Origin of the sequence: Virgibacillus oceani, from assembly GCF_041521345.1 — a bacterium.
Lineage (GTDB): Bacteria > Bacillota > Bacilli > Bacillales > Amphibacillaceae > Virgibacillus_N > Virgibacillus_N oceani_A.
In genome coordinates, this window is record NZ_JBGOHB010000013.1 from 26140 (window position 1) to 38530 (window position 12391).

At 38.6% G+C, this 12391-nt stretch carries 13 protein-coding genes; all 13 read left to right on the plus strand.

The features are described from left to right. Positions 1-6: 6 nt before the first annotated feature. The 13 genes from hepT to ACDX78_RS11155 all read left to right on the plus strand — a co-directional run bounded on the left by hepT (position 7) and on the right by ACDX78_RS11155 (position 12388). Positions 7-978 (plus strand): heptaprenyl diphosphate synthase component II, encoded by a 972-nt coding sequence (gene hepT / locus ACDX78_RS11095; RefSeq protein ID WP_486027854.1) that lies wholly within the window; start codon positions 7-9, stop codon positions 976-978. A gap of 222 nt (positions 979-1200) precedes the next feature. Then, entirely contained in the window at positions 1201-1647 is a 447-nt protein-coding gene (ndk, locus tag ACDX78_RS11100) for a nucleoside-diphosphate kinase (protein WP_486027856.1), read from the plus strand. 147 nt (positions 1648-1794) lie between these two features. After that, a complete protein-coding gene (locus ACDX78_RS11105; protein ID WP_486027857.1) occupies positions 1795-2571 on the plus strand; it encodes a CheR family methyltransferase in 777 nt (258 codons plus the stop codon). 497 nt (positions 2572-3068) lie between these two features. Beyond that, positions 3069-4238: a chorismate synthase gene (aroC, locus tag ACDX78_RS11110; RefSeq protein ID WP_486027859.1), complete on the plus strand. Its 1170-nt coding sequence runs from the start codon at positions 3069-3071 to the stop codon at positions 4236-4238. Then, entirely contained in the window at positions 4238-5311 is a 1074-nt protein-coding gene (gene aroB / locus ACDX78_RS11115; RefSeq protein ID WP_486027861.1) for a 3-dehydroquinate synthase, read from the plus strand. Before aroC ends, aroB begins: the two co-directional genes overlap by 1 nt. Then, positions 5312-5686, plus strand: a complete 375-nt coding sequence (aroH, locus tag ACDX78_RS11120) for a chorismate mutase (protein ID WP_486027863.1) — start codon at positions 5312-5314, stop codon at positions 5684-5686. Between the two features lie 3 nt (positions 5687-5689). Further along, positions 5690-6784, plus strand: coding sequence for a histidinol-phosphate transaminase (gene hisC, locus ACDX78_RS11125; RefSeq protein ID WP_486027865.1), 1095 nt, complete (start codon positions 5690-5692; stop codon positions 6782-6784). Positions 6785-6786: 2 nt separating this feature from the next. After that, entirely contained in the window at positions 6787-7887 is a 1101-nt protein-coding gene (locus ACDX78_RS11130) for a prephenate dehydrogenase (RefSeq protein WP_486027866.1), read from the plus strand. A 15-nt stretch (positions 7888-7902) separates the two neighbouring features. Continuing rightward, a complete protein-coding gene (gene aroA, locus ACDX78_RS11135; RefSeq protein ID WP_486027868.1) occupies positions 7903-9192 on the plus strand; it encodes a 3-phosphoshikimate 1-carboxyvinyltransferase in 1290 nt (429 codons plus the stop codon). A gap of 96 nt (positions 9193-9288) precedes the next feature. Then, complete coding sequence (locus ACDX78_RS11140) at positions 9289-10548, plus strand: tetratricopeptide repeat protein (RefSeq protein ID WP_486027869.1); 1260 nt, start codon at positions 9289-9291, stop codon at positions 10546-10548. A 28-nt stretch (positions 10549-10576) separates the two neighbouring features. Further along, on the plus strand, positions 10577-11152 hold the full coding sequence (locus ACDX78_RS11145) for a ReoY family proteolytic degradation factor (protein ID WP_486027870.1): 576 nt from the start codon (positions 10577-10579) through the stop codon (positions 11150-11152). A 108-nt stretch (positions 11153-11260) separates the two neighbouring features. Continuing rightward, complete coding sequence (locus ACDX78_RS11150) at positions 11261-11722, plus strand: YpiF family protein (protein WP_486027871.1); 462 nt, start codon at positions 11261-11263, stop codon at positions 11720-11722. A 153-nt stretch (positions 11723-11875) separates the two neighbouring features. Continuing rightward, positions 11876-12388: a Rieske 2Fe-2S domain-containing protein gene (locus tag ACDX78_RS11155; RefSeq protein ID WP_486027873.1), complete on the plus strand. Its 513-nt coding sequence runs from the start codon at positions 11876-11878 to the stop codon at positions 12386-12388. Positions 12389-12391: the final 3 nt, after the last annotated feature.

Here is a 12391-nt window from a genome sequence, read left to right on the forward strand (position 1 = left end):
ACATAAATGAAATTAGCAAAAACGTACGGATATTTGAAAAAAGATCTGGATATTATTGAAAAATCAATAAATGAAGTAATACAAGCGGAGCATACTGTATTACGGGAAGCATCAACAGCATTATTACAAGCAGGCGGAAAAAGAATACGACCTGTTTTTGTATTGTTAAGCGGGCAAATTGGCACGCTTGACATGGACAAGGTTAAAAAAGTTGCTGTATCTCTGGAATTAATCCATATGGCAACCCTGGTTCATGATGATGTCATTGATGATGCAGACCTGCGCAGGGGAAAGCCGACCATTAGACAGCAATACGACAACCGTGTTGCCATGTATACAGGCGATTATATTTTAGCCAGAGCAATTGAGAATATAACAACTATTCCTGAGACAAGGGTCCACCGGATATTGTCCAAAACGATTGTACATGTATGTGTGGGAGAAATAGAACAAATTAAAGATAAATATAATTGGGATCAAAATCTTCGAGATTATTTGCGCCGCATCAAAAGAAAAACAGCATTGTTAATAGCCGCAAGCTGTAAACTGGGGGCTGTCGTTAGTGATGTAGAAGATAAAGATGCTCATCGGCTATATTTATATGGGTACTATATTGGAATGTCCTATCAGATCATTGATGACATTCTGGACTTTACCTCTTCTGCAAAAGAGCTGGGAAAACCCGCAGGAAATGATCTGCTGCAGGGGAATGTCACATTGCCGGTATTGTTGGCCATGAAGAATGAGTCATTTGATGGGTTAATAAAAGAAATGTTTAAAACTCCCGAAAATGTGACAGAATCGGATATTGCTTATCTGGTCAATGAACTGAAAAATACAGGCGCCATAGAAGCATCTTATAAACTCAGTGATCTCTATTTAAAAAAAGCGTTAAAGATACTGGAACCTGTACCAAATAACCGGGCAAAGCAAACGCTGAGGGAAATTGCACATTATATTGGAAAGAGACGTTCCTGATTTACGTTGTTATTCCACTAAAAATCTGGTAGAATTTAAAAGGCTGCTCCAAAGTAGCAACTACATAAAGATCTTAATGAAAGGCTGCTTTCTAAAAGATTTGGGGCTGCGCTGAATGCTCGTTCCGCTGTAAAGGATATATTGTCTTACTAGTCTAGCAGTCCGAATACACGGATAGCAGAACGAAGCCTAATAAAAAACAAAACAAAAGAGGTGCAAAAAATGGAACAAACATTTTTAATGGTAAAACCGGATGGTGTACAACGAAATTTAGTTGGCGATATCGTTCATCGCTTTGAACAAAAAGGGTTTAAGCTTGCAGGTGCAAAACTGATGATGATTACTGATGAATTAGCTCAAAACCACTATGCTGAACATAAAGAACGTCCTTTTTTCGGCGAGCTGGTTGAATTCATTACTTCAGGCCCTGTTTTTGCCATGGTATGGGAAGGCGAAAACGTAATCAGCACCGCTCGGAACATGATGGGTAAAACCAATCCGCAAGAAGCAGCTGCAGGGACGGTGCGCGGGGAATACGGCGTGACTGTAGGGAAAAATATTATTCACGGATCTGATTCTGCGGAAAGCGCGGAAAGGGAAATCAATTTATTCTTTAATAAAGAAGAATTAGTTTCCTATACAAAACAAGACAGTGATTGGATCTATTAGAAAACCTGGATTAAAGCTGAAAAAGTGAATTACCTGCATAAAATAGTTAGTCTAAAGATTATCTCAAAAAGAACACCTGCATCCAAGGGTCATCTTTTGTGGGATAGTCTTTTCGTGTATAGAGAAAAAATGAAAGAGGACAGCGAAATGAAGGACGATTATATAGCGTTTATTGATCACGTCATGAGGAAAACCGGGATTGATTTAAAGTTGTACAAAGAACGGCAAATGAAACGCAGGATAACGTCGTTGAGAAATAAGCGCGGTTATCCCGATTTTAAAGCCTATTTTAAAGCGCTGGAAACGAATGAAGAATTATTGGCTGAGTTTATCGACCGTATTACGATTAACGTATCCGAATTTTACCGTAACCCAAAAAGATGGCAAGTGTTAAAGGAAACAATTTTGCCATCTTTATTAAAGGAACAAACATCTCCGATTACTATTTGGAGTGCCGCATGTTCTACCGGCGAAGAACCATACAGTATGGCTATCATGCTGAATGAATATTTCCCTGATGTCAATTTTCAAATTATTGCTACTGATATAGACAATAATGCATTGGCAAAAGCGAAGATGGGGATATATCAAAAACAGGCTTTAAAAGAAGTTCCCGTTTTATTGAAAGAAAAATATCTTACTGAAAAAGCTGATTTTTATTCTGTTAAACCTTTCTTAAAGCAATACATAACATATAAAAAACATAATTTATTAAAAGATAGATATCCGCAGCATGTTGATTTAATCATTTGCAGGAATGTATTAATTTATTTTACTGATGAAGCAAAAGAATTTATTTACGGCCAATTTGCTAACGCTCTTCGAACAGAGGGTGTTTTATTTGTCGGAAGTACTGAACAAATATTTAACCCCGCAAAATATCAATTCCGTTTGATGGATACATTCTTTTATCATAAAGTTTAAGAGGCTGGGGGCAAAACTATTTTAACCAAAAAAACCCGAACTTCATGAAAGTTTGTGCAAATTACCCGCTCTGGAAGTATACTTCGCTTTCACCTAAAGCACAAGTGCGACATCGATTCATCTCACTTTGTTCGTTTTACCGTGTCTTCTTTGCCGCGGGGGAGTGGTGAGCCTCTTCGTGCTCGTCGTGCTGCAAGTTGATCAGTGTTGCAGCACGACGAGCAAATAAGAACGGCTAATACCCTGTGGGGACTCACCGACCTGCTGCTTCCCACAGGAAAAGGAAAGATCGACAGTGTTACATCTTCGTGAGAAAATACGCATGCATTTTAAGGAGTCTACGTACATTTCCTCCGCTAGATCATTTCATTGTTTGTATTTAAAATGAATTATTTTAGTTATATCCAATCCTCTATCATTTTTTCGTTGTTTTGCACCAAAAACCTTGGAATGTATGATATAGTTATTAGAAAAAATTCATAAAAGGAGAATGCTCATTGCGCTACTTAACTGCCGGAGAATCTCATGGAAAACAATTAACAACAATCATTGAAGGTTTGCCTGCTGGGATGCCCCTCGTTCAGGAGGATATCAATCATTCGCTATTCCAGAGACAGAAAGGACATGGACGCGGTAAACGGATGCAAATAGAAAAAGACACCATCGACATTACAAGTGGTGTAAGACATGGACATACGCTCGCTTCTCCTGTTTCATTAGTCATTAAAAATGACGATTTTAAACATTGGACTGATATCATGGGAGAAGACCCAATAGATGAAAATGTCAAATTGAGAAGGGTTGTAACAAGACCACGGCCAGGACATGCAGATTTAAATGGTGCAATGAAATACGGCCACAGAGATATGCGAAACGTACTGGAACGTTCATCTGCCCGTGAAACTGCTGCAAGAGTTGCTGCCGGTGCGGTAGCGAAAACATTATTAAAACATTTAGGAATTGAAATTTCCGGCTATGTGAAGGAAATTGGCGGTATCCGCGCAAATGAAATTGATGCACTTACAGTACAGGAACGCCAAAGTATTGCTGAAGATTCTTCTGTCCGGGTTTTGGATAAAGACGTGGAACAACCCATGAAAGATGCCATTGATGAGGCAAAACAAGCAGGTGACTCGATTGGCGGGGTCGTTGAAGTGTATGTGGAAGGTATGCCTGCAGGAATGGGTTCCTACGTTCATTATGACCGAAAATTGGATAGCCGGATTGCCGGTGCAGTAGTCAGTATAAATGCCTTTAAAGGTGTGGAGTTTGGTTTAGGTTTCGAAACTGCAAGGATAAACGGAAGCGAAGTTCATGATGAAATTGCCTGGTCAGAGGATGCCGGTTATTACCGTAAAACAAATCGTTTAGGGGGATTTGAAGGCGGAATGACTACGGGAATGCCACTCGTTATAAAAGGAGTTATGAAGCCTATCCCAACCCTAATGAAAAAACCTTTGCAAAGCGTTGATATCGAGACAAAAGAACCATTTAAAGCAACTGTGGAAAGATCAGATGCCTGTGCAGTCCCTGCAGCTTCTGTCGTAATGGAACATGTTGTAGCTTTTGAATTAGCTAAAGCCATTACCGAACAGTTTCCAAGCGATCAATTTTCGAAATTAAAGCAAACCATTGACGAATATCGCGAAGAAATAAGGTGTTTTTAGTGGAAAAAGTGCAAGTACAATCCAGTTCCCATTCTTATGATGTTATCATTGGAAAAAATCTCCGTTTCCAATTAAATGATTTTTTAAGAAAGAATTATTCATCTATTTTAATTGTAAGTGATGAACAGGTGGCGCCATTATATTTAGATGATGTTTTACGTAATTTCCCGCCAGAGAAGATTTTTCAGTCTGTTGTCCCTGCTGGTGAACAGTCAAAAAGTTTTCAATCCTACTACCAGCTTCAAACGGATGCTTTAACTTACGCCCTTGACCGCAATTCCTTAATTATTGCCCTCGGGGGCGGAGTTGTAGGTGATTTAGCAGGTTTTGCAGCTGCTACATATATGCGCGGTATTGATTATATCCAGATGCCTACTACTATTTTGGCTCATGACAGCAGTGTTGGCGGGAAGGTTGCCATTAACCATGAATTGGGGAAAAATTTGATCGGCAGCTTTTATCCTCCTAAAGCAGTCGTATACGATGTAGAAATTTTATCATCATTAACAGGGAGAGAAGTACGATCAGGATATGCAGAGCTAATCAAAGAAGCACTGATTCGTGAAGAGAATTTCTTTCAAACTTTGCTCAATACGGATATCAATCATTTAGACGCAGCGCAATTAACTGCGCACTTATTGCAAGGAATAAAAATAAAAAGTGAAATTGTGGAAGCAGATGAACGGGAAGCAGGTGTTCGAAAGCACTTAAATCTGGGTCACACCCTAGCACATGCACTGGAGGCTGAACTTGGATACGGAACAATCACACACGGGGAAGCTGTCGCTATAGGGCTATTATTTGCGCTGCATATAAGTGAACAAACCTACAATGTGAAGCTGCCATATCAATCACTTCTTCATTGGCTGCAGGAAAACAGTTATCCACTGGATAATTCACTGCTAAACCAGATAGGAGCTTTAATTACGAAAATGAAGGCAGATAAAAAAGCAGTCAACCATCAAATCCAGATGGTACTTTTACAAGGGATTGGAAAGCCTGCAATCAAGAATTTCAGCGATCTAGAAATAAAAAATTACTTGCAATCATTCAGAGAAAGGCTGGTGAAATAAATGACACGAGGTGTACGTGGAGCAACAACAGTCAAACATAATGAAGAAAATCAAATTATAAAAGAAACCAGGAAAGTACTGGAAGAAATGGTTTCAATAAATGATATTAAACCGGAATGCATTTCACATGTATTTATTTCCGCTACAATAGATTTAAATGCAGGGTTTCCAGCTAAAGCTTTAAGGGAGCTGCCCGGCTTTACTTATGTGCCGGTAATGTGTATGTCGGAAATAGATGTCCCCGGTGCTTTGCCATTTTGTATACGGATTATGATGGTTGTTAACACAGAGAAAGAGCAAAAAGAGATTCATCATGTGTTTCATAATGAAGCAGTAAAGCTGAGACCGGATTTGATAGAAGACAGAGGTGAGTAAGTGATGGAAGGAAAAGCAATATTAAGCAAGCTGACTCCATATCAGCAGGGTAAGCAATTACAGGAAATCAAAGAAACATACGGATTGGAACGAATTGTTAAACTCGCTTCCAACGAAAACCCTTATGGTTTTTCAGCAAATGTAGCAGACTTTTTCAAAAAAGATTTACATGAATTAAATATGTATCCTGACGGTTATACGAAAGAATTACGGACAATACTGGCAGCTGAACTAAATATAGATGAAAGGCAGCTTATTTTTGGGAGTGGTTCGGAAGAAATAGTGCAAATGATCTGCCGAGCTTTTTTATACCCAGGAACGAATACGGTGATGGCCGTGCCAACCTTTCCGCAGTATAAACATAATGCCCTCATCGAAGGAGCAGAAGTGAAAGAAGTACCTCTTCGTGATGGTAAGCATGATCTTGATCAAATGCTTGAAGAAATAAATGAGGATACAAAAGTTGTTTGGCTATGCTCGCCAAACAATCCTTCAGGAACTGCGATTCCAAAAGAGGAGCTTCTATCCTTTCTTAAGAAATGTCCAGCTCATGTTTTGATTGTTTTGGATGAAGCATATTATGAATATATGGAAGATGATCCGAAGGCAGTGGAATGGTCTTCATCATACGATAATTTAATTATACTGCGGACATTTTCTAAAGCTTATGGTCTCGCGGGACTTCGTATCGGCTATGGCATTTCCAATCCGGATATACTTCAAAAGATCGATGTTGTCAGAGGACCTTTCAATACAACATCCATTGCACAAAAAGCGGCAATCATTGCTTTAAAAGACCATGATTTTATCGAAAAAACAAAAACGAAAAATAAAAATGTCAAAGATAAATTTGAACAGTTTCTAGATAGAATAGGATGGGGCTATTACCCTTCTCAAACAAACTTTCTGTTAGTTTCCACCCCTCTAAGCGGATTTAAAATTTTTGATTATTTATTGGAAAAAGGGTTTATTGTAAGACCTGGAGAACTTTTGGGCTATCCAAACACGATAAGGTTAACGATAGGCAAGCAAGAAGATATGCACGAGCTTGAAAATATTTTATTAACCTTTCATCAAAACCACTCGAAGGAGATTTAATTGTGAAGCGTACGATACTTGTAGCAGGATTAGGATTAATTGGCGGATCTTTGGCAAAAGGAATGGCAATGTCCCAGGAAAATCATATCATTGGCTATGATGTGAATAAACCATCCCTGGATTTTGCCATAGAAAATGCAATAATTCACGAGGCGGCAGCTGATTTCGCAGAAGCTGCAATAAAAAGCGATTTTATACTATTGGCAGCTCCCATATCGGAAACTATACAACTCATGGGCCAACTAAATGACATTACCTTTTCGAGGGAAGTGATAGTGTCGGACACATCCTCCGTAAAGCAGGCTATCATCGAAAAAGCAGAAAAAATAGCCAATCAAAGAATCACTTTTATTGGCGGGCATCCAATGGCAGGGTCCCATAAAAAAGGAATTCATGCAGCTAAAGCCCATTTATTTGAAAATGCAATCTATGTGCTGACCCCATCCATAGGGAGTAACCAGGAAAAAGTAGATGCCTTAAAAGATGTATTAAAGAACTGCAGAAGTAAATTTGTGCAATTAAAACCTGATGAACATGATGTGATGACAGGAGTTGTATCCCATTTCCCGCATTTAATTGCCTCTTCTCTTGTACATCAGGCTAGAAAATGGGGGACGTCTCATACTTTTCTTCCCAATTTGGCTGCCGGGGGTTTTCGGGATATTACGAGAATAGCCTCAAGCAATCCGGAGATGTGGCAGGATATTTTTTATCATAATCGCTATAAAATGTCTCGCCTTTTAGGGGAATGGATTGATGAAATGCAGTTTCTAAAAGATCTTGTGGACAACAACGAAAAAAAAGGTATGATCACTTACCTGGAAAACGCCAAAAGCTATCGCGATGGATTGGGAACAGATGAGAAGGGAGCAATCCCCGCGTTTTACGATATATACGTAGATATCCGGGACCAGACAGGTGCCCTTGCTTCTGTTACCCAAATACTTGCAAATTATGAAATCAGTATTAATAATATTCAAATACTCGAGATAAGAGAGGGAATCACCGGGGCGCTGCGTTTAAGCTTCTCATCAAAAGAAAAACAAAAAGAAAGCAAAAGAGTCCTGGAGGAGCACAGTTATGAAACATTGATTCAGAAATAGAATAGGGGTGGGTTTTTGAATAAACAAACGTTAAAACCAGCGAATCAACGATTAAGCGGATCTATCCATGTCCCTGGTGATAAATCCGTTTCACACCGGGCTGTTATATTAGGATCCATTGCAGAAGGTCGTACAGAAGTTACGAATTTTTTAAATAGTGAAGACAGCATGCGTACAGTAAACGCGTTTCGGGAAATGGGTGTGGAAATAACAGATAGTGGTACTGATGTAACTATAGAAGGTAAAGGAATCAAAGCGTTACAGGAACCTTTAAATCCATTATATTTTGGTAATTCAGGTACAACCACCCGTCTTATGCTGGGACTTTTAGCAGGACTTCCATTTTTCTCCATGGTTTACGGGGATGATTCCTTAACGAAAAGACCGATGAACCGTGTTGTTGATCCGCTGAAAATGATGGATGCCGTTATTGATGGAAGAGATGATGGTAATCTTTTGCCACTAGCCGTTAGAGGCTCAACACTGCAGGGAATCGATTACAAACTTCCGGTGAAGAGTGCCCAGGTAAAATCATGTCTCTTACTAGCCGGACTACTGGCAGATGGGGTTACAAAAGTAACAGAAGACACATTAACACGGAACCATTCCGAAAATATGCTTAAAGCTTTTGGTGCAGATATTCATACAGATCACCATACAACGACAATTACAAATAAAAATAAGTTATCTGCAGTACCTGTTTTTGTGCCTGGAGATATTTCCTCTGCTGCATTCTTTCTTGGAGCGGCATCAATTGTTCCGGACAGCAGCATCGTTCTGCATAATGTTGGTTTAAATAAAACGAGAACCGGGATAGTAGATGTTCTTTATGCAATGGGGGCCGGTTTGGAAATTCTCAATGAAACGGAAAAGGGTGGTGAACGCTCAGGTGATTTAAAGATCACGTATAAGGCGCTTCAAGGTACAACCATTGAAGGAGAGATGATCCCGCGTTTAATTGATGAGCTTCCTATTATTGCCCTGATTGCTACCCAGGCAGAGGGAACAACCATTATTAGGGATGCAGAAGAACTCCGGGTAAAGGAAACAGACCGAATTAAAGCAGTCGTGGACACTTTATCCAGTCTGGGAGCAAATATTGAAGCTACAGAGGATGGCATGATTATTCATGGAAGGACACCTTTATATGGCGGAAACGTTCCACCTTATAACGATCATAGGATAGCTATGATGGCTGCCATTGCATCCTTAATTGTTAAGGAAGAGGTAGTTATTGAGGATACATCTCCTGTAAACACATCCTATCCGAATTTCTTTAGAGATCTAAACAAGATAATGAACTAATCAGGAAGAATCTGCAGAAAAGCAGGTTCTTTTCTGTTTGAAGATTGATTTATATTTCGTTATGATTATATTTACTATGAAGAGAGGAAGCCTGTAATGAATACAATTATGCAAGCTATCAGCCTGATGGAAAATAATCAGACAAAAGAAGCGATCAATTTATTGGAAAACTATTTACCGGAAGCGGATGAAGAAGAAAAGTATACGATTGCGGAAGTTTATATCCAATGGGGAATGATTCAGGAAGCAATAGCCATTTTAAATGAATTGCTCCAGTCATATCCGCAAGAAAGTGAACTAAAAGTACAATTGGCAGACCTTTATACTGAGCTGGAAAATGACGAAGAAGCCATCAATTTATTAAACGAAATTGAGGAAGAAGATCCGGAATTCGTTTCAGCATTAGTGCAACTGGCAGATCTTTATCAGTCACAGGGATTGTTTGAAGTAGCTCAGCAAAAGCTGTTAAGTGCCAAACAAATAGAGCCGAATGAAGTGATTATAGATTTTGCACTTGGTGAATTGCTGTTTTCAACCGGAGAGTATAATCAAGCGATCACTTATTATGAAAAAGTAAGAATGGAAATGGATGAAATCAATTATGTTTCCATTGATGAAAGACTTGCAGAGGCATATGCTGCTGCTGGGGAGTATGAAAAGGCACTTACATTTTATGGCAGTCTGGAAAGTGAGGATCCTGAACTGCTGTTTAAATATGGACTCACTGCCCACCAGGCAAATCGTAATGATATTGCCATTTATGCCTGGGAAAAAGTAATTGAATTAGATAAGTACTATCATACTGCATATTATCAGCTTACGAATGCCTATGAAGAAGAAGGTATGCTGGAGGATGCCTATGAAACAGCAAATAAAGGACTTTCAGTAGACGAATTTAATAAAGAATTATACTTCCTTGCCGGCTCTATAGCACAAAAGCTTAATAAAGAAGAAGAAAGTGAAAAACGGATAAGGGAAGCTACTGCTATTGATCCGGATTACAAGGAAGCAATCCTATTTTTGATCAGCCTTCTAAAAAATAAGGATAATTTTGAAGGAATTATTGACCTCCTTGTAGAAATTAAAGGTACAGGGGCAGAAGACCCGTTGTATGAATGGGAATTGGCACGGGCTTATAACAAAACAGATTCATATAATAATGCATTAAACCACTATAAGGAAGCATATAATAACCTTAAACAGGACAGCGAATTCCTAAAAGAGTATGGTTATTTTCTTACAGAAGAAGGGAGGATGGAAGAAGCAATTTCCGTTTTTACAGCTTACATCAAGCTTGAACCGGATGATACCGACACAGAAGAATTTTTAAACCGTTTAATCCAGCCTGGAGAGTAAACATACAATATAAAGGGGGGGATCTTGAATGCAATCTGCTGTAACCGTAAAAGACAAAAAAAGTTTTATAAAATGGTTTCTAAACCACTACCAGCTCAAAAAAAGGGAAAGCGTTTGGATTTTAAATTACTTAGTTAATCATCATGAAATATTAGCTAACGTTCATTTTGTACACGAAGCTAAGTTTTGTCCACGCGGTATTATCATGACGAGTCATTGCTCAACAGAGACGCCCTTTCGTTTTTATAAAAATCAATTAGTAACAACGGACGCGGAGAAATCTTTTCACGATATCCGATTAAACCAGCATGAACCGTTGTATTTGCAGTTGAATTTTAATAAATCGTATCAATGCCCATATTATGTAGCTGTTCTAGAAGAAAACCCATTTTTGCCTGACGAATACTTTATAACTGAAAAAGATAAGAATCAGGCAAAGTGTTTATTGAATAAAACTTTATTCGAAAACAAAAGAAAGACCCTCTTACAAGGCATTGATGAAGCATTGGATAGAAGGGATTATGATACATTCCAGCGCTTAACATCAGATTTAAAAAAACTGGAAGCTGTGAATGATTTTCAACCTAAATTGCAGGAGCAATAGGTTGATTTTTTTTGCGAATATGAGATAAGATTTACTGTAATAGATTTATTTCCATTTAACGTAAAAGGAAAAATTCAGTACCTTAGGGAAAGAGAGGCGAAAAACGAAATGAAATGGAAAAAAGAAGACTTGAGCCGGTATATCCAGGCAAAAGAATATATAGATACGGTTATTATACCTTTAATACCTTTTCAATTTACGGATGAACATAATTTAGAAAGGAATGCTTTTCAAAGTGAAGTATTATCCATTTTGTCCAATGAAATTGAAAAAGAATTAACCGGCAGGATCATATTGACTCCAAATTACCATTACATAAAGTCTTCGGAATTGGAACAAGAAAGTCAGATACTTCAGGGTTGGGTTGATGAAATAAAAAAACAGCCATTTGAACATTTTTTCTATCTCACCTTTGATTCGGAGTGGAAAAAAAATGAAGGGAAACTTGATGGCACACTGCTTTGGCTACCCGGTGTAAAATCCGGAAATTTACAGTCTGCAGAAATGCACACAATGATCAAAGACCAGGTTGAACAAATTGGTGAATTAATCAGATCTTATTGGAAATAATAGTATAGTACATCCTTTATATGGGTTTTGTAACATTTTGTTAATAATTATGATATTGATTGACCGGACAAGCAGTTTACGCTATCATAGTTATGTCCTAGTAATAAAATATACGTTATTTGTCCGTGATTATTGTAAAAGAGGGGGGAAATCATGAGTGAAAAGAAACAGCAAGTAACCCGAAGGCAATTTTTAAACTATACGCTTACAGGTGTAGGTGGTTTTATGGCAGCAGGCATGCTAATTCCTATGTTGAGAATGGCTGTAGACCCTGTATTGCAGGAGTCCGGAGCAGGAGATTTTGCAAATGTTGGTTTATCTGTCGATGAAATTACCAACGAACCACAGCGAATAGATTGGCAAGTTGAACAGGTAGACGGATGGTATGAATCTGAAGTTAATCGATCTGCATGGGTATTTGAGGATGAAAATGGAGATATTCAAGCCTTTTCCCCAGTATGTAAACACTTGGGTTGTGTTGTGTCATGGGAAGGCAGTGATGACCATCCAGAGATGTTTTTCTGCCCGTGCCATGATGGACTCTATTATAAAGACGGGACAAACGTTCCTGGAACACCACCACTCGCACCACTTGATGTCTATGAATTTGAAGTAAGAGATGGAATGCTATTTCTAGGTGATCCTAGTCCGAGAGGGGAGGCGTAATGA

What these genes read in the sequence shown, in the direction of transcription:
- hepT (WP_486027854.1), top strand. Translation starts at nt 7, where the DNA reads ATGAAATTAGCAAAAACGTACGGATATTTGAAAAAAGATCTGGATATT.
- ndk (WP_486027856.1), top strand. Translation starts at nt 1,201, where the DNA reads ATGGAACAAACATTTTTAATGGTAAAACCGGATGGTGTACAACGAAAT.
- ACDX78_RS11105 (WP_486027857.1), top strand. Translation starts at nt 1,795, where the DNA reads ATGAAGGACGATTATATAGCGTTTATTGATCACGTCATGAGGAAAACC.
- aroH (WP_486027863.1), top strand. Translation starts at nt 5,312, where the DNA reads ATGACACGAGGTGTACGTGGAGCAACAACAGTCAAACATAATGAAGAA.
- hisC (WP_486027865.1), top strand. Translation starts at nt 5,690, where the DNA reads ATGGAAGGAAAAGCAATATTAAGCAAGCTGACTCCATATCAGCAGGGT.
- ACDX78_RS11140 (WP_486027869.1), top strand. Translation starts at nt 9,289, where the DNA reads ATGAATACAATTATGCAAGCTATCAGCCTGATGGAAAATAATCAGACA.
- ACDX78_RS11145 (WP_486027870.1), top strand. Translation starts at nt 10,577, where the DNA reads ATGCAATCTGCTGTAACCGTAAAAGACAAAAAAAGTTTTATAAAATGG.
- ACDX78_RS11150 (WP_486027871.1), top strand. Translation starts at nt 11,261, where the DNA reads ATGAAATGGAAAAAAGAAGACTTGAGCCGGTATATCCAGGCAAAAGAA.
- ACDX78_RS11155 (WP_486027873.1), top strand. Translation starts at nt 11,876, where the DNA reads ATGAGTGAAAAGAAACAGCAAGTAACCCGAAGGCAATTTTTAAACTAT.